The sequence below is a fragment of the Streptomyces sp. HUAS TT11 genome (assembly GCF_051553595.1).
In the GTDB taxonomy this organism is placed as follows: Bacteria; Actinomycetota; Actinomycetes; order Streptomycetales; family Streptomycetaceae; genus Streptomyces.
On sequence record NZ_CP196184.1, the window covers coordinates 5782800 to 5802806 of the forward strand.

Genomic DNA, 20007 nt, shown 5'->3' on the forward strand with positions numbered 1-20007 from the left:
CACGGGGAGGACAACGGTGGACAGTGGTGCGATACGCCGACGCCTGGCGTTCGGTCTGGCCGTGCTGACGGCGTCCGGTGTGCTCGCGATGGTGAGCCCGGGCAACGCCGTGGCGGCCGACTCCTGTTCCGGGCGAAAGGTGCGTACGCTGCCGTTCTCCACCGGCTCCGTGCGGGTCTACCGGCACGGCGGCTATGTGTGCGCCGTGACCGTGACGAAGAAGGTGTCCGGCCGCACGCCGATGTCGGTCAGCGTGCAGGCACGCGGCCTGCGCCCCGCGGTCGACACCGGCCGCTACACCCATCACGCGGGCCCCGTGACCGTGTACTCCGGTCACCGGTGCGTATGGCTGCGCGGCTCGGTGGGGACCGGGTCGGTGAGCTCGGGCTGGATCCTGTGCTGACGGACCGCCGGGCGCGGCGGGGATGTTCTCGGCCGACTCACAGGTTTTCCCGACCTCCCCTGGTGTGAGACCAGTTGCTCCGCTAGGTTCCGGCGGACATCCGCGTTCACAGGGGAGGGTGCATGCGCAAGGTGCTCAGATGGCTGCTGGCGCTCGTGGTACTCGTCGGCACGCTGAGTACGGCCGGAGCGGCCACCGCCGCCACCGCCGATACGGACATCAAGGACCGGCTGCTCGCCATACCGGGCATGAGCCTGATCGAGGAGAAGCCGTACACCGGGTACCGCTTCTTCGTCCTCAACTACACCCAGCCGGTGGACCACCGGCACCCGTCCAAGGGCACGTTCCAGCAGCGGATCACCGTGCTGCACAAGGACGTCTCCCGGCCGACCGTCTTCTATACCGGCGGGTACAACGTCTCCACGACCCCGAGCCGCCGTGAGCCGACCCAGATCGTGGACGGCAACCAGGTCTCCATGGAGTACCGCTTCTTCACCCCGTCCCGCCCGCAGCCCGCCGACTGGTCGAAGCTCGACATCTGGCAGGCGGCGAGCGACCAGCACCGCATCTACGAGGCGCTCAAGCCGATCTACGGCCGCCACTGGCTCGCGACGGGCGGCTCCAAGGGCGGTATGACGGCGACGTACTACGAGCGCTTCTACCCGCGTGACATGGACGGCATCGTGGCGTACGTCGCCCCGAACGACGTCGTGAACAACGAGGACTCCGCCTACGACCGCTTCTTCACGAAGGTCGGCACCAAGGAGTGCCGGGACCGGCTGCAGGCGGTGCAGCGCGAGGCGCTGGTGCGCCGTGAGCCGCTGGAGAAGAAGTACAAGCAGTACGCGGCGGACAACGGCTACACGTTCACCACGGTCGGCAGCCTGGACCGGGCCTACGAGGCCGTCGTCCTCGACTACGTCTGGGGCTTCTGGCAGTACAGCCTGCTGTCGGACTGCGACACGATCCCGGCGGACGCGAAGCACGCGACGGACGACGAGATCTGGAACTCCGTCGACACGATCTCCGGCTTCTCCTTCTACACCGACCAGGGCCTGGAGCCGTACACGCCGTACTACTACCAGGCGGGCACGCAGCTCGGAGCGCCGACGATCCACTTCCCGTACATCGAGAAGAAGTACGTGCGCTACGGGTACCAGCCGCCCCGGAACTTCGTGCCCCGCTCCATCCCGATGACGTTCCGGCCGGGCGCGATGCACGACGTGGACACCTGGGTCAGGCACCACGCGCAGCACATGCTCTTCGTCTACGGCCAGAACGACCCGTGGGGCGCGGAACGCTTCCGGGTCGGCGCGGGCGCCCGTGACTCCTACGTCTTCACGGCCCCGGGCATGAACCACGGTGCGAACGTGGCCGGCCTGGCCGCCGACCAGAAGGCGCTGGCCACGGCCCGCATCCTGGACTGGGCGGGCGTCGCGTCGACGACGGTGCAGGAGAACCCGTCGGCGGCGAAGCCGCTGGCGCAGTACGACGCACGGCTGGACCGTCGCGACGTGGAGCGCGAACCGGCGCTCAGGCCGTGACGTGTCGCCGTCGCGGCGGGGACCGAGGGCCGGCCGCCCCGCGTCCCGCGCCGCGACGGCGGCCATGCACGGCGGCGGGGACCGCCGGGTTCGCCCGGCGGTCCCCGCACGCGCTCACATCTGCCGCGCGCACCCGACCGGCCTGCTGCCGCCCAACTGGACGTAGAGAGCCGTCGATCCGGGGCACTGCGCGCGGCGTGCCACCGCCGATGTCACCTTGTACTCGGGGGCGTGGCTCCCCTTGCCGTCGCAGGCCGTCTCGCGGACCTGTCCCTTGCCCGCCCCGTACACGCAGTCGCCCACGACGGTGCGCGGTCCGCCACCGCCCCCGGGGTCGCCCGGGTGGGGCGGCTCCAGGTTCCGCATGCATGCGTAGCCCTGCGGCACCGCCCCGTCCCCGTCCTCGTCCGAGGCGGGCCGGGACTCGCTGATGTGCAGCACGAAGTCCGTGGTGGCCGGGCAGGCCGGACCGTGCGACGGATTGCCGTCGTAGCGTGCGATCACCCGTGCCGCCGCGCGTTCGCTGGTGCACGGGACTTCCGTGGAACTGGTCGTCCCGAAGGAACTGCACTCGTCCACCGCGAGGAACTCGGCGCCGTAGCCGATCGGTCGGGTGGCCGTGGCGCTCCCGCTCGGCCGGTCCTTCGCCGGGTCCGACGCCGTTTGGCAGCCGGTGATCCCGGCCGCCGCCAGCACAGCCGCCAGCAGCGCACCCAGCAGCGCCCGTGTCCCTCGCATCGCGACCCCCCGGTCCAGCGTGACCCGCGGCCACGGCTCACGCCAGACATGTGGGGTGCTTTGCGACAGTTGGGGAGGAGCTGTCCGGTGCGGGGCGTACCCCTAGTACGACAGCCCGAACCCGACGGGGTACAGCACCTGCGCCGGGTCGTCCGCCCGCTGCACCGGCACCGGCAGCTTTCCGCGCGGTCGCACCCGACCGGCGATCACCCGGGCGGCCGCACGCAGTTCGACGTCCGTCCAGGAGTACGACGCCAGGAACGCCTCCACGTCGGGCAGTTGGGCCACGTCGTACGGATTGCGCAGGGCGATCGCGACGACGGGCTTCCCGGTGCCGATCAGCTGGTTCACCAGCGTCCGCTGGGAGCTCGCCGCGGTCACGTTGTACGTGCCCACGACGACCGCGTCCGCGTTCTCCGCTGCGGCCACCGCCTTCTCGATCGTCGCCGGTGAGGGCGCGGTGCCGGTGGACAGCGCGGTCGCCGTGAACCCGAGACCGGTGAGGGCGTCGGCCAGGACGGTGGTGGGCGGTCCGTCGGTGCCGGACGGGGAGGCCGGATCGGCGCCGATCACCAGCACCCGGCGGTGGGTGCGGCGGGAGAGGGGCAACAGGCGGCGGTCGTTGACCAGCAGCGTGGTGGTGCGGTCCGCGATACGGTCCGCCGCACGCAGGTGCGCCGGGATGCCGACGGTCCGGTCGACGCCGGCATCGGAGACGAACGGTCGCTCGAGCAGCCCCAGTCCGGCCTTCAGCCGCAGGATGCGCAGCAGCGACTCGTCGAGCCGGGCCTCGGTCAGCTCACCGCTCCGTACTGCCTGGAGCACCGCGTTCCACGCCACGTCCAGGGACGGCGGGTTGAGCAGCTGGTCGACGCCGGCCTTCAGGGCGAGCACGGGCACGCGGTCGTCCCCGTACTTCTGGCGCACTCCCTCCATCCCCAGCGAGTCGGTGACCACGACCCCGTCGTAGCCCAGCTCCTCGCGCAGGATTCCGGTGAGGATCGGATGCGAGAGGGTCGCCGGGTCACCGGAGTCGTCGAGGGCGGGGACCATGATGTGCGCCGTCATGATCGCGTCGATCCCGGCGCGGATCGCCGCCCTGAAGGGCACCGCGTCGAGTTGCTCCCACAGCTCGCGGCTGTGGGTGATGACGGGGAAGCCGAAGTGGCTGTCGACGGCGGTGTCGCCGTGACCCGGGAAGTGCTTGGCGGTCGCCGCGACCCCCGAGGACTGGTATCCCTTCACCTCGGCCGCGACCAGGCCCGCCACCGCGTCCGGGTCGGCGCCGAAGGACCGTACGCCGATGACCGGGTTGGCCGGATTGACGTTCACGTCGGCGTCGGGCGAGTAGTCCTGGCGGATGCCGAGGGCGTGCAACTCGGCGCCGGAGATGCGGCCGAGGGTGCGGGCGTCGGCGTGGGAGCCGCCCGCTCCGACCGCCATCGCGCCCGGGAACAGCGTGGCGGGCTTGCCCACGCGCGCCACGATGCCGTGCTCCTGGTCCGTGGCGATGAGGACGGGCAGCCCGCGGGGCTGGTCCAGCGACGCCTTCTGGATCCCGTTCGACAAATCCGCGATCTGGTGCGGATCACGGGTGTTGTGCGCCCAGGCGAAGTAGATGATGCCGCCGACGCGGTACTTGGCGATCAGCTCGGCGGCCGTCCGTACGCCGATCTCCTGGAGGTTGGCGTCGATGTCGGCCTGGTCCGGGTCGGTGGCCGAGTGGCCGTAGACCCGCATCACGAAGAGTTGGCCGACCTTCTCTTCGAGCGTCATACGGGAGATGAGGTCCCGGAGCCGGCCGTCTGCGGGCACCGCGGCATGGCTTGTGCCCGGGGTGAGTGCGAGGGCCGTGGTCAGGCCCGCGGTGGCGGCGAGGACCGTCCGTCTGGAGGGGGTGGGGGTGCTTCCTGTACCGGCGCCGTGCACGTGCGCTCCTTCCGGAGGAGATCGCTGAAGGAAACTTCCAAGGAGTCACCAATATCCGGGAAGTTTCTGCCAGTCAAGGGAATGCGCAGTAACGGCGAGGGGCCGTCATCGGCGCTGTTGGAGGGGGGCGCGCCGATGACGGCATGCTGCCGGCCGCGTGCGGCGGAGAGGGTGGTCAGCGATCGCAGCCAGCAGCGAGGCCGACACCGCAGGCGGAGACTCATCCGGCAGCTCGCGGATGGGACGGGCGCGGGGGTGGACGGGTTCCCGGTTCCGGCCATGTCGCGGGAAGTTGAAACCGCTGATCCCAGGACGACGGCCTGGGGTGTCTGTGGCTGTCCGAGGGGCAGGGCGAAGCACTCCGCCACCCGGCGGACGTCCGCTCGGACCGGTGATCCGTTCGACGTGTGCGGGCGGGTGCGCCACACTCCGGCCGTGACGTTCATCTTGAAGGGGCCGGTCCTGGAGGGCTCGCTCGTACGGCTGGAACCACTCGGGCAGCGGCACGCGGCCGACCTGGCGGTGGCGGCGGAGGAGGACCGGGTGTCGTACGCGTACACATGGGTCCCGAGGGCCGAGGAAGTGGGCGACTACATCGCCGCGCAACTCGACCGCGCGGCGACCGGCCGGCTTGCGCCGTACGCCCAGATCTCCCTCGCCACCGGACGGGCGGTCGGCGCCACGTCGTACTGGGAGCCGCGCTGCCGGCTGTCGGACGCCCGACTGGACGCCGTCGAGGTCGGTTTCACCTGGCTCGCCAGGTCCGCCCAGGGCACGGGCGTCAATGCCGAGGCCAAACTGCTGCTGTTCCGCCATGCGTTCGAGGAATGGGATGTCTCCCGCGTCGACCTGAAGACCGACGCCCGCAACAGTCGCTCCCGCGCGGCCATCGAGAGCGTCGGCGCCCGCTTCGAGGGCGTTCCGCGCAACTGGTCCCGCTCCTGGGCGCCGGGGGAGCAGGGCCTGCTCCGTGACTCGGCGATCTACTCGATCACGGCGCAGGAGTGGCCCGAGCGCCGCTCGCTCCTGCAGGCGCGAGTGCACACGGCGGGTCGGGCCGCGGCGGAGACGGCCGGGTAGCCTCGGCGCCCGCGGTTGCGCGGGGCGGCCGTCCCGAAGGTGGTGCCCGGAGCGGGGCCCACAGGGCTCAGGGCACATCCGGTGCGGCCGCGTCCCGCAGTTCGGGGGCGGTCCCGTGCGGGGCACCTGGCTCGGCGCGCTCCCGCAGTTCCGGTGTGCTCGCGCCCACGAACACGACCGCCAGCAGGCACAGCAGGCCGCCACTGACCAGTGCGACCGTGCCGGAGGTCCAGCCGGCGACCAGGCCGCCGCGCAGGTTGCCGAGGTTGGGGCCGCCCTGGCCGACGATCTGCTCGGCCGCGGTGACCCGGCCCAGCAGGGCGTCCGGGGTGCGGGTCTGCACGATCGTGCTGCGCGAGATCACCGCGGTGGTGTCGGCCGCTCCGGCCAGGACGAGCAGCCCGAGTCCGGCCCAGGGGCTGCTTGTCAGCCCGAAGAGGACCAGCGCCCCGCCCCAGGTGCCGGAGCCGCACAGCATCACCAGGCCCGGGCGCCCGAGACGGGTGACCGAGCCGGACAGGGCCGAGGCGGTGACACCACCGACGGCGACGGCCGACAGGAACAGACCGAGCGTGCGCGGACTGCCGCCGAAGCGCTCGGCGTTGACCAGGGGGAACAGGCCCATCGGCATCGCGAGCACGGTGGCGGCCAGGTCGGTGAGCAGCGCCCCACGCACCACCCGGTGCCCGGCCAGGAAGCGCAGCCCGTCCAGAACGCCGTGCACTCCGGTACGCGAGGGCTCGCCGTCGGGCGGCAGCGAGGGGAGTCCGAAGGCGCCGTAGAAGGCGAGGGCGAAACTCAGGGCGTCGAGCAGGTAACAGACCCCGGTCCCCGTCCAGCCGAGCACCAGACCGCCCAGCGCGGGGCCGAGCAGCATCATCGCCTGGGCGGAGATCTGGTTGAGGGCCAGTCCCGCCGCCACCTCCTCCTTGGGCAGCAGCCGCGGCACGAACACCCCGGATGCCGGTCCGCTCACCGAGCCGAAGCAGGAGTGCACGGCCAGCAGGGCCAGCACGACCGCCACCGGGACATGCCCGAGGAAGGCCTGCACCGCGAGCAGCAGGGAGCAGACCCCTTGGCCCACGGTGGCGACGAGGAAGATCCGCCGTCGGTCGCCCCGGTCCGCCAAGGAGCCCGCGAAGAGCCCGACCACCACCATCGGCAGCGCCTGCGCCAGCCCGACGGCACCCGTCCAGACCGTGCTGTGCGTCATGTCCCAGACCTGGTACATGACGGCGACCATGGCCATGAAGCTGCCGAGCACGGACACGGTCCGCCCGAACAGCAGCCGCCGGAAGGCCGGGGAGGTCCGCAGCGGCCGCACGTCGATCAACGTGCGGGTGAGACTCATGAGAGCAGGGCGGGGCGGGCGTGCGCGGTCACTCGCGGAGGCTAGTCGCCGCCCGTCTCACCCGGCCAGCGAATATCGCGTGGCTCACGCCGACTCGCCGAGCAGCCGGGCCAGATGCTCCCGCCCCGGTCCGAGCAGTTCCGGCAGCGGCGCGGCGGCCTCGTACCACCGCTTCTCGTACTCCCAGCACAGCCAGCCGTCCCAGCCGTGGCGGGAGAGGACCTGAACGCACTCGGTGAGCGGGAGCACACCGGAACCGAGCGGCAGCGGGGTCCTGTCGTCGGCGGACGCGATGTCCTTGACCTGGACGTAGCCGAGGTACGGGGACAGAGCCGGATACGTCTCCCGCGGCTGCTCGCCGCCCAGCCAGGTGTGCATCACGTCCCACAGCGCGCCCGCGTGGCGGTGGCCGACCGCACCGAGGACCCGCATGACGTCCGCGCCCGTGGGGTGCGAGTCGTGGGTCTCCAGCAGGATGCGCACGCCGACGTCGGCGGCGTACTCGGCAGCGGTGCCCAGCCGTCGTGCGGCGATGGCGTCGGCCTCCGAAGCGGACTGCTCGCCACCACCGCCGGGGAAGACGCGGACAGTGGGGGCGCCCATGTCGCGGGCCAGGTCCAGGAGCGCCCGGATCTCGGCGAGTACGGGTCCGTCGGCACCGGGCGCGGCGACGCGCGCGTATCCCGCGAGTCCCATGATCTCGATGCCGGCCGCCGTGAACTCCGCGGCGACCGCGGTCCGCTCGGCCGGGCCGATGCCGGGATGCACGGGCTCCTCGGGATGCGCCCGCACCTCCACGCCCTGATAGCCGTGCCCGGCCGCCAGCCGGACCACGTCCGTCACGGGCAGGCCGGGGACGCCGAGGGTGGAGAATGCCGCCTTCATGCCCGGCGACCCTACTCGCCGGCGGTGCCCTTCGTCCTCAGCGGGGCGGCCCGAGCAGGTCGAGCCGCCAGTCCTGGCCGACCAGGTCCCTGCCGAAGGAGCGGTGGGGCTTCTCGCCGACGAGGACGAAGCCGTGACGCCCGTAGATACGGCGGGCGGCGGTGAGGACGTCGTTGGTCCACAGGACCAGTTCGCGGTAGCCGACACCGCGCGCGAAGTCGACACACGCCTGGACCAGCCGGTCGCCGACGCCGAGTCCGCGTGCGTCGGGCTCGACGAGCAGCAGTCGCAGCCGGGCGGTGGCCGGCGCCTCGTCCCGTACGCACATGACGCATCCCACCGGCCGGCCCGCCGCGTTCTCGGCGATCCACACCCGTTCCAGGTGCGGGTCGTGGTCCTCGGCGAAGTCGGCGACGATCCGTGCCACCAGTCCCTCGTAGTCGGCGTTCCAGCCGTACTCGGCGGCGTACACGGCGGCGTTGCGCTGCACGATCCAGCCCAGGTCGCCCGGGGCGGGGTCGCGCAGCACCACGTCCTCGGGGCGCGGTGCGCGGCCGCCTTCGAGGACCGTACGGATCGTGCGCATCGCCTCCGCGAGGCGCGGCCGGTCGGCGGGGGAGACGCCGTCGAGCAGCACGGAGACGGACTCGCGGGCCCGCTCCTCCAGCAGGGCCGCCGTGTCCCGGCCGCGCGGGGTGAGGCTGACGCGACGCCGTCGGGTGTCGGTCTCCGAGGGTGCCCGCTCGACCAGCCCGTCCTGCTCGAACTTGTTCAGGATGCGGCTCAGGTATCCCGCGTCCAGGGAGAGTTCGGCACGCAGGTCGGCCGCGTCCGTACGACGGGCGTGGGCCAGTTCGTACAGCACACGGGTCTCCGTGAGCGTGTACGGGGCGTAGAGGTGGCGGCCGTAGTCGAGCGCGCCGATGACGTTCGTGTAGAAGCGGTTGAACGAGCGGAAGTCCTGGACGGTCATGGTCGGCCCCGGCAGTCCGATGGTTGACTCAGTCAGAGATGTAAGGGAAGAGTACGTCGGCTTCCGGCCGCCGTCCATGGGGCCCGGCGCCGGTACGGGACCGGTTCGTCGTCAGCCTGCCCGCCCGGAGGACCGCGGGGCCGCCGTCGATCCCCGGACCATCAACTCCCCGCCCACCGTGGTGATCCCGCCCGGCGGCGGCTCCTCCCGGCCCATGGCGACCCGGCCCGCGCGGGCACCCGCCTCCGCAAGCGGCAGGCGCACCGTCGTCAGGGCCGGTACCGCGTCGATCGCGAACGGGAGGTCGTCGAAGCCGGCGACCGACACGTCCTCGGGGATGCGCAGACCGGAGTCCCGCAGTGCCGCGCAGGCACCGAGCGCCACCGTGTCGTTCGCCGCCACGACCGCCGTCAACGACGGATCGCGGCGCAGCAGTTCAAGGGTGGCCTCGTACCCGGCCCGGCGGTCGTAACGGCCGTGCACCGTCAGCCGGGGGTCGTCCTCGATGCCGGCGGCGGCCAGAGCCGCCCGGTGTCCCTCCAGCCGGTGCCGCGTGGTCGTGCGCTCCTCCGGGCCCGCGATGTACCCGAGCCGCCGGTGCCCGAGCGCGATCAGGTGCTCGGTGAGCCGCCGGGCGCCGCCGCGGTTGTCGAAGGTCAGGGTGATCGCCTCGGGGACCGGTGGGCGCCCGCACAGGACGATACGGGTCCCCGCCGCCGCGAGCTTGCGCAGTTTCGAGCCCACGGCCGCCACATGCGCGCTGTCCTCCACCGCGCCGCCGGTGAGCACCACGGCCGCCGCCCGCTGCCGCTGCAGCAGGGTCAGATAGGTCAGCTCCCGCTCGGGCGAGCCGCCGGTGTTGCAGACCACGGCGAGCCGTTCGCCGCCCGCGCGTCCCCCGGGACCCCCGATCTCCGACTGGATGGCGCTCGCCATGATCCCGAAGAACGGGTCGGCGATGTCGTTCACCAGGATGCCGACCAGGTCGGACGTGGCCGCCGCGAGGGCGCTGGCCGGACCGTTGAGGACGTAGTCCAGTTCGTCCACCGCGCGCAGCACCCGCTCCTTGGTCGTCGCCGCCACCGGGTAGTTGCCGTTCAGGACACGCGACACGGTGGCGGGCGACACCTGTGCGCGCGCCGCCACGTCCGCCAGGGTCACCGTCATCGTCGTCCTCCGGTCGTGGGTCTCGTGATGCTCGTCGGTGTCGTGAGTTCTCACCGTTGTCGTCGTGGTTCAGGGGGCGCGCACCTCGGGGCGGGCCCCGCGCGCATCCACAGAGATCCGTCTACAGCTCTGCGGACATCCGTGTACAGGCCCGCGGTTCCCCTTGTTCGACGGATCGACCAACGGCACCGTGGCGTATACGACATGTCGCACCGTGGGAGGCCGTGCGGGTTCATACCGTGCCGAGGGCCGCGGTCTTGTCCGGCCCGTCGCACGGCGGTTAGCGTCGTTGTGCCCAGAAAGCGCTTGCTGCCACGCTCGTCCGGGGGCGGGGCGCCGGACGAGTACGGAGGCCATGACGTGACACGCAGGACGGTGCGCATCGCCATGAACGGTGTGACGGGGCGCATGGGACATCGGCAGCACCTCGTCCGCTCCCTCCTCGCCATCCGCGAACAGGGCGGCCTCGAGCTGGACGACGGCACCCTGCTGTGGCCCGAGCCCGTGCTGGTCGGCCGCCGCGAGGACGCGCTGGAGGCGCTCGCCCGGCGGCACGGACTCGACCACTGGTCGACGGACGTGGACGCGGTCCTCGCCGAACCGGACGTCGAGATCTACTTCGACGCGCAGGTCACCTCGGCGCGTGAGGAGTCGATCAGAAGGGCGATCACGGCGGGCAAGCACATCTACACGGAGAAGCCCACCGCGACGGGCCTGGAAGGCGCGCTGGAGCTGGCCCGCCTGGCCCGCGACAGGGGCGTCAGGCACGGGGTCGTCCAGGACAAGATCTTCCTGCCCGGGCTGCTGAAGCTGAAGCGCCTGATCGACGGCGGCTTCTTCGGCCGGATCCTGTCCGTCCGCGGCGAGTTCGGCTACTGGGTCTTCGAGGGCGACTGGCAGTCCGCCCAGCGGCCGTCCTGGAACTACCGGGCCGAGGACGGCGGCGGGATCGCCGTCGACATGTTCCCGCACTGGGACTACGTGCTGCACGAGCTGTTCGGCCGGGTCCGCTCCGTCCAGGCCCTGGTCACCACCCATGTCCCCCGGCGCCGGGACGAGAACGGCAAGCCGTACGACGCCACGGCCGACGACGCGGCCTACGGCGTCTTCGAACTGGAAGGCGGAGTGATCGCCCAGATCAACTCCTCCTGGGCCGTGCGCGTCCACCGCGACGAACTCGTCGAGTTCCAGGTCGACGGCACCGAGGGCTCGGCCGTCGCCGGGCTGCGCAGGTGCCGGGTGCAGCACAGGTCCGCCACCCCCAAGCCGGTCTGGAACCCGGACGTCCCCGCCACGGACGCCTTCCGCGACCAGTGGCAGGAGGTGCCGGACAACGCCGAGTTCGACAACGGCTTCAAGGCCCAGTGGGAGCTGTTCCTCCGGCATGTGTACGCCGACGCGCCCTACCACTGGGACCTGCTGGCCGGCGCCCGCGGCGTCCAGCTCGCCGAACTGGGCCTGAGGTCCTCGGCCGAGGGCCGCCGGATCGACGTTCCGGAGATCGTGCTGTGACCATCCGGCTCCCGGGCGCGGACGGCCGGCTCAGGAGGTACGAGCCGCGCCGCGCACCCCTCGTCGTCTCCACCGGCACCCCTTTCACCTCCCGCACCGTCCACGCCGCCGCGCACGTCGTGGCCGACCCGTACGCGGACGTGTCCCCGGACGCGCCCGCCGCCGTCGACTGGGACGCCACCCTGGCCTTCCGCCGCCATCTGTGGTCGCACGGACTCGGTGTCGCCGAGGCCATGGACACGGCCCAGCGCGGGATGGGACTGGACTGGGCGGGCGCGGCGGAACTGATCCGCCGGTCCGCGGCCGAGGCGAAGGCCGTCGGCGGCCGCATCGCCTGCGGCGCCGGCACCGACCAGTCGGCGGCCGGCACCCTGGCGGAGATCCGTACGGCCTACGAGGAACAACTCGCCGTCGTCGAGGAGGCGGGCGCACAGGCGGTCCTCATGGCGTCCCGTGCGCTGGCCGCCACCGCGGAGGGCTCCGAGGACTATCTCGAGCTCTACGGCCACCTGCTGCGCCAGGTCGCCGACCCGGTGATCCTGCACTGGCTCGGGCCGATGTTCGATCCGGCCCTCGAGGGCTACTGGGGTTCGGCCGACCTCGACGCGGCCACAGAGGTGTTCCTGGAGGTCGTCGCCGCGCACCCGGACAAGGTGGACGGCGTGAAGATCTCGCTGCTCGACGCCCGGCGGGAGATCGATCTGCGGCGCCGCCTCCCGCCCGGTGTGCGCTGCTACACGGGAGACGACTTCCACTACCCCGAGCTGATCGCGGGCGACGGGAAGGGATTCAGCCACGCGCTGCTCGGCGTCTTCGACCCGCTGGGTCCCGTGGCGGCCGAGGCGGTGCGGACACTGGACACGGGCGATGTGACGGGCTTCCACGAACTCCTCGACCCCACGGTGGAGTTGTCCCGCCACCTGTTCCAGCCTCCCACCCGCTTCTACAAGACGGGCGTGGTCTTCCTCGCCTGGCTCGCCGGCCACCAGGAGCACTTCACGATGGTCGGCGGCCTTCAGTCGGCGCGTTCGCTGCCGCACCTGGTGAAGGCGTACGAACTCGCCGACGGCATCGGTCTGTTCCCGGATCCCGAGCGTGCGGAGACACGGATGAGGACACTGCTGGCCCTGTACGGGGTGGACGGATGAGCGGCAGGGCACCGGAGCGCTTCTCCATCAACCAGATGACGGTGAAACAGCTGAGCATCCCCGAACTGGTCTCGGCCTGCGCGGAGTCGGGGGTGCGCAATGCGGGTCTGTGGCGGGACCCCGTGCAGTCGTACGGAGTGGAGGCCGCGGCGAGGCTGTGCCGCGACTCCGGGCTGACGGTGACGACGCTGTGCCGCGGCGGCTTCCTCACCGCGATCGACCCGGCCGAACGGCTCCGTGCCCTGTCCGACAACCGCAGGGCGGTCGACGAGGCGGCGGCCCTGGGCACGGACACACTGGTCCTGGTGTCGGGCGGGCTTCCGGCCGGCTCCCGGGACCTGCGCGGGGCACGGGAACGGATCGCCGACGCACTGGCCGAGTTGGCACCGTACGCCGCCGAGCGGGGGGTGCGGCTGGCCCTCGAGCCCCTCCACCCGATGTACGCCGCCGACCGCTGTGTGGTCTCCACCCTGGCGCAGGCGCTGGACCTCGCCGAGCGTTTCCCGGCAGGGCAGGTGGGGGTCACGGTCGACACGTACCACATCTGGTGGGACGACACGGCTCCCGGGCAGATCGCCCGTGCGGGTGCCGGCGGCCGCATCCACGCCTTCCAGCTCGCCGACTGGACCACCCCGCTGCCGGAGGGAGTCCTCACCGGCCGTGGCCGGCTCGGCGACGGGGCGATCGACATGCGGGAGTGGAAGGGGTACGTGGAGGCGGCGGGCTACACCGGTCCGATCGAGGTCGAACTCTTCAACGACGCGCTGTGGGCCAGGGACGGGCGGGAGGTGCTGGCCGAAACGGTGGCGCGCTTCGTGGAGCACGTGGCCGAGGAACGAGTCTCAGGATGTGCCGCGTCGTCAAACGATCAGCCCTCATCGGACGGAGCGCCGCTTGCCGGGGGAAAGCCGAAGAATCGCGAGTGGCCGCTTCGGGGGCCGCACCTGCCGCCTCCGGTGACGGAGGAGACCGGTGGAACGGCCCATGACCGAACCGGCGGGCAGCCGTCGGGAGCCACCTGATCCGCCGGACAGGCCCTGGCGGCGCCCGAAGGAAAATCAGCCCGGGACCGTGCAACCCTTCCCCGACCCCGGTGGTCGTACTGGGCGTCGGAACTTCTGGAGGGGGATCTGGGGGGATCACGGGGGGTTCCGGCGGGAGGGGAGAACGCGAGGGGGTCCGGTTCGAGAACCGGACCCCCTCGAATCGTTCCGGGCCGAGGCCCCCGGGCCTCGGCTAGAAGAACACTCCGCACCGCAGCAGCACGTTCGCGTACGGCCGGGCCTCGCCCGTGCGGACGACCAGGCGTGCGTCCGCCGTCAGTTCCTTCAACTTCTCGTGGGATATCAGCGTGAGTTCCGGGAAGCGGGCGTCCAGCAGGGAAGATGCCTCGGGGTTCGCGCCCCGCACCTCCTGCGCCGCCGTCGCGCCCTCCACCACCAGTTCGTCCAGCAGACCGTCGAGGACCTCGGCGAAGGACGGCACCCCCGCGCGGAACGCCAGGTCGACCACCCGCGGCCCGGCCGGGACGGGCATGCCCGCGTCGCACACGAGGACCGTGTCCCCGTGCCCCAGCTCGGCCAGGGCGCCGGCGAGATGACGGTTCAGGATTCCGGCCTTCTTCACAGGGACTCGACCTCCTCGGCGGTCGGGAAGGACTCCTGCGCGCCGGGCCGGGTCACCGCGGCCGCGCCGACCCGCGCCGCGTACGCCGCCGCCTCCGGCAGCGACGACCCCGCGCCGAGACGCCACGCCAGCGCCGCAGTGAAGGCGTCGCCCGCGCCCGTCGTGTCCACCGCGTCCACCGTCATGGACTTGATCCTGGTCATGGCCTCGCCGGTCGCGACCAGTGCGCCCTGCGCGCCCAGCGTCACCACGACCGAGCGCGGGCCGAGGGCCAGCAGCGCGGCCGCCCAGTCCTCGGGCGAGCCGTCCAGCTCGCCGCCCGCGATGACCCGGGCCTCGTGCTCGTTGACGATCAGCGGGTCGCACGCCGCGAGCACCTCGGCGGGAAGCGGCCGGGGCGGTGACGGGTTCAGTACGAACCGGGTGCCGGACGGCAGGCTCCGCACCACCTCCACGACCGTCTCCAGCGGGATCTCCAACTGCGCGGAGACCACCCGGGACCCGTGCAGCAGACCGGTCGCGGCCCGCACGTCCTTCGGGGCGAGCCGGGCGTTGGCGCCCGGCGAGACCACGATGCTGTTGTCCCCCGACGGATCCACCGTGATCAGCGCGACACCGGTGGGCGCCCCGCCCACCAGGACCCCCGCCGTGTCGACACCGGCCGCGCGCTGCGACTGGAGCAGCAGCCGGCCGTGCCCGTCGTCGCCGACCCGGGCCAGCAGCGCCGTACGGGCGCCGAGCCGGGCGGCCGCGACCGCCTGGTTCGCGCCCTTTCCGCCCGGGTGGACGACCAGGTCGGAGCCGAGCACCGTCTCCCCGGCCGCGGGCCGCCGCTCGACCCGGATCACCAGGTCGGCGTTGGCCGATCCGACGACCAGGAGGTCGTAGTCGTACATGAACTGTCTCCCAACGGATCCCCGTGGATCCCTGCATCGGTGAGGCCGGTGCCCGGCCGCGGACCGCACTGGAGGCGCGGCCCGCGACCGGGGCGCCGGACGGGCGCGGGGGTCAGCCGGTGAACCCGGCCACGTTCTGCTTCGTGACCACCTTCACCGGAACCTTCACCGTCTCGGCGACCTTCTTGCCCTCGGCGGCCCGCAGCGCGTTGTCGACCGCGATCCGGCCGAGCTGCGTCGGCTGCTGCGCCACCGAGGCGTACAGCGTGCCTGCCTTGACGGCGTTCAGGCCGTCGGGCTCGCCGTCGAAGCCGACGACCTGGACCGACGTTCCCGCCTTGGAGCCGAGTGCCTTGATCGCGCCGAGCGCCATCTCGTCGTTCTCGGCGAAGACGCCCTGGACGTCCGGGTGCGCCTGGAGCAGGTTCGACATCACGTCGAGGCCCTTGGTCCGGTCGAAGTCGGCCGGCTGCTTGGCCAGGACCTGGATGCCGGGGTAGGCCTTGAGGCCCTCGGCGAAGCCGGCCCCGCGTTCACGGCTCGCGGACGTGCCCGCCTGGCCCTGCAGGATGATGATCCTGCCCTTGCCGCCCAGCTTCTCGGCGAGCGCCTGCGCGGCGAGCTTGCCGCCCTCGATGTTGTCGGAGGCGACCAGCGCCGCCGTCTTGGCCTTGTTGACAGCCCGGTCGACGCCCACGACGGGGATGTCGGCCTTGTTCGCGCCCCGCACCGCGGGCCCCGCGGCGTCCGAGTCCACCGGGTTGACGATGATCGAACTCAAGCCCGAGCTGGTGAAGTTCTGCAGCTGGTTGGCCTGCTGCGAGGCGTCGTTCTGGGCGTCCGTGACGGTCAGATCGACACCCAGCTTCTTCGCCTCCGCCTGCGCGCCCGACTTGATCTGCACGAAGAAGGGGTTGTTGAGGGTGGAGAGCGACAGACCGATCTTCTGCGTGCTGGAGGACGAGCCGCCGTGCAGGAAGGAGACCCCGCCCACCACGGCCGCCGCGACCACGGCGGCCAGCACGTATGTCACCGCCTGCTTGCCCTTGCCGCCCGGAGAGGTGCCCGCGGCGACCGGCGTGGCCCCCGCCTTGCGCCGCACCGTGTCCAGCAGGACGGCCAGGGCGATCACGACACCGATCACGACCTGCTGCCAGAAGGCCGACACCGAGAGGAGGTTGAGGCCGTTGCGCAGCACCGCGAGGATCAGCGCGCCGATCAGCGTGCCGGAGGCCTTGCCCGTGCCGCCCGCGAGGGAGGCGCCGCCGATGACGACCGCGGCGATCGCGTCGAGCTCGTAGCCGTTGGCGGCCTGGGGCTGCGCCGACGACAGGCGCGAGGCGAGCACGATGCCCGCGGCCGCGGCGAACAGACCGGACAGCGCGTAGATCGCGAGCTTCTGCTTCTTCACCCGCAGACCGGACAGGCGCGCCGCCTCCTCGTTGCCGCCGATGGCGTACATCGAGCGGCCGATGTAGGTGCGGCCCAGCACGAACGCGGTGATCAGGCCCACGACGACCATGACCAGCACCGGCACGGGCAGCCAGCCGCCGAGGGTGTCACCCAGGTGCGAGATCGAGCTGGGGAACGCGATCGGGGAACCCTGCGAGATCACCAGCGACAGACCGCGGCCCACCGACAGCATGGCGAGCGTCGCGATGAACGGCGGCAGCTTGCCGTACGAGATCAGGATGCCGTTGACGAGACCGCAGGCCAGGCCCGTCGCGATGGCGAGGAGCACGGCTATGACGACCGGGATCCCCGCGGAGGTGGCGCTCCAGGCGAGCACCGTCGCCGACAGCGCGGCGACCGAGCCGACCGACAGGTCGATGCCCGCCGAGACGATCACGAAGGTGACACCGAAGGCGAGGATGGCGGTCACCGCCGCCTGCACGCCGATGTTCAGCAGGTTGTCCGTCGTGAGAAAGTCGCCGGACAGTGCCGACATGGCGATGACCAGGACGATCAGCGCGGTGAGCGCGCCGTTGTCGAGGAGGAGGCGGCGGACCCCCGTGGCGCCACCGGCGCCCGCTGTGCCCTTGAGCGTGTCAGTGGCCACGGGTGGCCTCCTTTTCATTGACAGACGTGGTGGGTGTGGAGACGGCGAGCGCCATGACGGAGTCCTGCGTCGCCTCGTCGGCGGTCAGCTCGCCCGCGATCCGGCCCTGTGCCATCACGAGGACCCGGTCGCTCATGCCGAGCACCTCGGGCAGATCGCTGGAGATCATCAGAACGGCGGCACCGGCGGCCGTGAGTTCGTTGATCAGCTGGTAGATCTCGACCTTGGCGCCGACGTCGATACCGCGCGTCGGCTCGTCGAGGATGAGCACCTTGGTGTTCGCCAGCAGCCACTTGCCGATGACGACCTTCTGCTGGTTGCCGCCGGACAGGGTGCGCACGTGCTGCCCGAGTCCGGCCATCCGCACACCGAGCTGCTCGGCGACCTTCGCGGCGGCGGCCCGCTGTCCCCTGCGGTCGACCAGACCGCCGTGGGTCGCGGCCCGCATGGTCACGAGCCCCAGGTTCTCCTCGACGGACGCGTCGAGGACGAGCCCCTGGCCCTTGCGGTCCTCGGGCACGAGCCCGATGCCGGCGTCCATCGCGGCGTTCACGTCGTGCCGCCGGACCTCGGCGCCCGCGACCTTCACCGCGCCCTTGTCATAGGGGTCGGCACCGAAAACGGCCCGGACGACCTCCGTACGGCCGGCCCCGACGAGCCCGGCGATGCCGACGACCTCACCGGCCCGCACCTCGAAGGACACGTCGTGGAACACCCCGTTGCGGGTGAGTCCCTCGACGGTGAGCAACGCGCCGCCCGATGCGGGCCGTTCGCGCGGGTACTGCTGCTCGATCGACCGCCCCACCATGAGGCGTACGAGCTCGTCCTCGGGCGTGGAGGCGGGCACCTGCCCGACGCTCCTGCCGTCGCGGATCACGGTCACCCGGTCCCCGAGGGCGGCGATCTCCTCGAGATGGTGGGTGATGAAGACGATCCCGACGCCGTCCTCGCGCAGTGCGCGGACGATGGAGAACAGCTTCTCCACCTCTTCCGAGGTGAGCACGGCCGTCGGCTCGTCCATGATGAGCACCCGCGCGTTCAGGCTCAGCGCCTTCGCGATCTCGATCATCTGCAGGCGCGCGATGCCGAGTTCACGGACCCGGGCGCGAGGGGACACCTGCACACCGACGCGTTCCAGGAGCCGGGCGGCGTCGGCCTCCATCCGCTTCCTGTCGATCATCCCGAGCCGGCGCGGCTGCCGGCCGAGGAAGATGTTCTCGGCGACGGTCAGATCGGGAACGAGGTTGAACTCCTGGTAGATGGTGGCGATCCCGAGGCGCTCGGAGTCCTGCGCACTGTTGATGCGCACCTCCTCGCCACCGGCCAGGATCCGCCCGCCATCGGGGCGGTAGGCGCCGGAGAGCATCTTGATGAGGGTGCTCTTGCCCGCGCCGTTCTCACCGAGCAGCACATGCACCTCGCCCCTGCGCAGGTCGAAGTCGACGCCGTCGAGGGCGACCACGCCGGGGAAGGTCTTGCGTATGCCTTCGATGCGCAGCAACTCGTCCGGGTTGCTCACGACTGGCTCCTGTTCGTTGCGGGGGACGGCTCCGTGGAAGCCGGGGCCTCCTGGAGAACCGGGGGCTTGCGCAGAGCCCGGGGCTCTGCGGAAGCGGGCTCGCCGCACGAGCGGCGCGCGACGAGACGGGCGGGAAGGGTGACGGACTCGGGGGGCCGCCCCTCGATGCGGTCGACCAGCGCCCGCACGGCGGCGCGTCCCAGCTCGCCCGTGGGCTGGGCTATGGCGGTGATCGGCGGATCGGTGTGCACGAACCACGGGATGTCGTCGAACGCGGCGAGCGCGATGTCGTCCGGTACCCGCAGGCCGCGCGCACGGACGGCGTCCAGCGCGCCGAGCGCCATCAGGTTGTCGGCCGCGAAGACGGCCTCGGGCGGCTCGGCCAGGTCCAGGAACCGCTCCATGGCCCGGCGCCCGCTCTCGGCCTGGAAGTCGCCCTGGCCTATGCGGTCGTCCGGCAGGGGCAGCCCGTAGTCGGCCAGGGCCGTCCGGAAGGCCTCGACGCGCTCACGTCCCGTCGTCGTCGCCGCCGGACCCGCGATGATCGCGAGCCGGCGGTGTCCGAGACCGTGCAGATGCGCGACGAGATCGTGCACGGCGGTGCGTCCGTCGGACCGCACCACGGGTACGTCCATGCCCGCGATCCATCGGTCCACGAAGACCATGGGCGTCCCGGACCGTGCCGCGTCCAGCATGAGCGGCGACCCGCCGTCGGTCGGCGAGACGAGCAGCCCGTCGATCCGGCGGTCCAGCAGGGTCCGCACATGGTGGTCCTGGAGGTCGGGCCGCTCGTCGGCGTTGCCGATGATCACGCTGTAGCCGAGCGCGCGGGCCTCCTCCTCCACGGAGCGGGCCAGGTGGGTGAAGTAGGGGTTCAGTACGTCGCTGATGACCAGGCCGAGGGTGCGGGTCTGGTCGGTGCGCAGGGACCGGGCGACGGCGTTCGGGCGGTAGCCCAGCGCCTCGACGGCTGCCAGCACGCGGGTACGCGCGTCGGCGCTGACCGACGGGTGGTCGTTCAGGACACGCGACACCGTGGCGACGGAAACGCCCGCCTCGGCGGCGACGTCCTTGATGCTCGCCATCGCCGGGACCACCTCCTTGTGGGTCCTTTGGGTCTGTTTGCGAGTCGTGGAATCGTTTACACGACTGACACGAAGGATTGGAATCGATTACA

16 protein-coding genes and 1 pseudogene are annotated in these 20007 nt (G+C 71.9%); 6 read left to right on the top strand and 11 right to left on the bottom strand.

Annotated features, from left to right (window positions below):
* Positions 1-16: 16 nt before the first annotated feature.
* Positions 17-403, top strand: a complete 387-nt coding sequence (locus ACSHXN_RS25845) for a hypothetical protein (RefSeq protein WP_355129384.1) — start codon at positions 17-19, stop codon at positions 401-403.
* 122 nt (positions 404-525) lie between these two features.
* Complete coding sequence (locus ACSHXN_RS25850; RefSeq protein ID WP_438303783.1) at positions 526-1947, top strand: aminopeptidase; 1422 nt, start codon at positions 526-528, stop codon at positions 1945-1947.
* Positions 1948-2061: 114 nt separating this feature from the next.
* Here the strand turns inward: ACSHXN_RS25850 and ACSHXN_RS25855 are convergent, their stop codons facing one another.
* Both ACSHXN_RS25855 and ACSHXN_RS25860 read right to left on the bottom strand, forming a co-directional pair.
* Positions 2062-2685, bottom strand: a complete 624-nt coding sequence (locus tag ACSHXN_RS25855; RefSeq protein ID WP_355129329.1) for a hypothetical protein — start codon at positions 2683-2685, stop codon at positions 2062-2064.
* Between the two features lie 102 nt (positions 2686-2787).
* Positions 2788-4614 carry a glycoside hydrolase family 3 protein gene (locus tag ACSHXN_RS25860; RefSeq protein ID WP_438303784.1) on the bottom strand — a complete coding sequence of 609 codons (1827 nt, stop codon included), beginning with the start codon at positions 4612-4614 and terminating at the stop codon, positions 2788-2790.
* A 435-nt stretch (positions 4615-5049) separates the two neighbouring features.
* On the opposite strand from ACSHXN_RS25860, the gene ACSHXN_RS25865 reads away from it, so the two are divergent.
* Positions 5050-5694: a GNAT family N-acetyltransferase gene (locus ACSHXN_RS25865; RefSeq protein WP_438303785.1), complete on the top strand. Its 645-nt coding sequence runs from the start codon at positions 5050-5052 to the stop codon at positions 5692-5694.
* A 67-nt stretch (positions 5695-5761) separates the two neighbouring features.
* On the opposite strand, the gene ACSHXN_RS25870 is transcribed toward ACSHXN_RS25865, so the two are convergent.
* The 4 genes from ACSHXN_RS25870 to ACSHXN_RS25885 all read right to left on the bottom strand — a co-directional run bounded on the left by ACSHXN_RS25870 (position 5762) and on the right by ACSHXN_RS25885 (position 10070).
* Positions 5762-7045, bottom strand: a complete 1284-nt coding sequence (locus tag ACSHXN_RS25870; protein ID WP_355129335.1) for an MFS transporter — start codon at positions 7043-7045, stop codon at positions 5762-5764.
* Positions 7046-7129: 84 nt separating this feature from the next.
* A complete protein-coding gene (locus tag ACSHXN_RS25875; protein WP_438303786.1) occupies positions 7130-7930 on the bottom strand; it encodes a sugar phosphate isomerase/epimerase family protein in 801 nt (266 codons plus the stop codon).
* Between the two features lie 37 nt (positions 7931-7967).
* Positions 7968-8903, bottom strand: coding sequence for a bifunctional helix-turn-helix transcriptional regulator/GNAT family N-acetyltransferase (locus ACSHXN_RS25880; protein ID WP_356109756.1), 936 nt, complete (start codon positions 8901-8903; stop codon positions 7968-7970).
* A 111-nt stretch (positions 8904-9014) separates the two neighbouring features.
* The gene (locus ACSHXN_RS25885) at positions 9015-10070 is read right to left on the bottom strand and encodes a LacI family DNA-binding transcriptional regulator (RefSeq protein WP_356109783.1); all 1056 of its coding nucleotides are present in this window, start codon (positions 10068-10070) and stop codon (positions 9015-9017) included.
* A gap of 360 nt (positions 10071-10430) precedes the next feature.
* Between ACSHXN_RS25885 and ACSHXN_RS25890 the strand changes: the two genes are divergently transcribed.
* The 3 genes and pseudogenes from ACSHXN_RS25890 to ACSHXN_RS25900 all read left to right on the top strand — a co-directional run.
* Positions 10431-11582: a Gfo/Idh/MocA family protein gene (locus ACSHXN_RS25890; RefSeq protein WP_355129341.1), complete on the top strand. Its 1152-nt coding sequence runs from the start codon at positions 10431-10433 to the stop codon at positions 11580-11582.
* On the top strand, positions 11579-12730 hold the full coding sequence (locus tag ACSHXN_RS25895) for a dihydrodipicolinate synthase family protein (RefSeq protein WP_356297364.1): 1152 nt from the start codon (positions 11579-11581) through the stop codon (positions 12728-12730). The genes ACSHXN_RS25890 and ACSHXN_RS25895 overlap by 4 nt, the downstream gene beginning before the upstream one ends.
* Positions 12727-13560 (top strand): annotated as a pseudogene (locus ACSHXN_RS25900) (sugar phosphate isomerase/epimerase family protein); the annotation flags it as partial. The gene ACSHXN_RS25895 and the pseudogene ACSHXN_RS25900, both read left to right, overlap by 4 nt.
* A gap of 406 nt (positions 13561-13966) precedes the next feature.
* On the opposite strand, the gene rbsD reads toward ACSHXN_RS25900, so the two are convergent.
* The 5 genes from rbsD to ACSHXN_RS25925 form a co-directional block, all read right to left on the bottom strand.
* The gene (gene rbsD / locus ACSHXN_RS25905; RefSeq protein ID WP_355129345.1) at positions 13967-14356 is read right to left on the bottom strand and encodes a D-ribose pyranase; all 390 of its coding nucleotides are present in this window, start codon (positions 14354-14356) and stop codon (positions 13967-13969) included.
* Positions 14353-15252 carry a ribokinase gene (locus ACSHXN_RS25910; RefSeq protein ID WP_355129347.1) on the bottom strand — a complete coding sequence of 300 codons (900 nt, stop codon included), beginning with the start codon at positions 15250-15252 and terminating at the stop codon, positions 14353-14355. The genes rbsD and ACSHXN_RS25910 overlap by 4 nt, the downstream gene beginning before the upstream one ends.
* A gap of 112 nt (positions 15253-15364) precedes the next feature.
* Positions 15365-17311: an ABC transporter permease/substrate-binding protein gene (locus tag ACSHXN_RS25915; protein ID WP_355129349.1), complete on the bottom strand. Its 1947-nt coding sequence runs from the start codon at positions 17309-17311 to the stop codon at positions 15365-15367.
* Positions 17301-18830 (bottom strand): sugar ABC transporter ATP-binding protein, encoded by a 1530-nt coding sequence (locus tag ACSHXN_RS25920; RefSeq protein WP_355129351.1) that lies wholly within the window; start codon positions 18828-18830, stop codon positions 17301-17303. The genes ACSHXN_RS25915 and ACSHXN_RS25920 overlap by 11 nt, the downstream gene beginning before the upstream one ends.
* Positions 18827-19915, bottom strand: coding sequence for a LacI family DNA-binding transcriptional regulator (locus ACSHXN_RS25925; RefSeq protein ID WP_356297361.1), 1089 nt, complete (start codon positions 19913-19915; stop codon positions 18827-18829). The genes ACSHXN_RS25920 and ACSHXN_RS25925 overlap by 4 nt, the downstream gene beginning before the upstream one ends.
* Between the last annotated feature and the right edge of the window lie 92 nt (positions 19916-20007).

Coding starts and splice junctions, on each gene's coding strand:
- ACSHXN_RS25850 (WP_438303783.1), top strand. CDS start 526: ATGCGCAAGGTGCTCAGATGGCTGCTGGCGCTCGTGGTACTCGTCGGC.
- ACSHXN_RS25885 (WP_356109783.1), bottom strand. CDS start 10,070: ATGACGGTGACCCTGGCGGACGTGGCGGCGCGCGCACAGGTGTCGCCC.
- ACSHXN_RS25880 (WP_356109756.1), bottom strand. CDS start 8,903: ATGACCGTCCAGGACTTCCGCTCGTTCAACCGCTTCTACACGAACGTC.
- ACSHXN_RS25875 (WP_438303786.1), bottom strand. CDS start 7,930: ATGAAGGCGGCATTCTCCACCCTCGGCGTCCCCGGCCTGCCCGTGACG.
- ACSHXN_RS25910 (WP_355129347.1), bottom strand. CDS start 15,252: ATGTACGACTACGACCTCCTGGTCGTCGGATCGGCCAACGCCGACCTG.
- ACSHXN_RS25925 (WP_356297361.1), bottom strand. CDS start 19,915: ATGGCGAGCATCAAGGACGTCGCCGCCGAGGCGGGCGTTTCCGTCGCC.
- ACSHXN_RS25855 (WP_355129329.1), bottom strand. CDS start 2,685: ATGCGAGGGACACGGGCGCTGCTGGGTGCGCTGCTGGCGGCTGTGCTG.
- ACSHXN_RS25870 (WP_355129335.1), bottom strand. CDS start 7,045: ATGAGTCTCACCCGCACGTTGATCGACGTGCGGCCGCTGCGGACCTCC.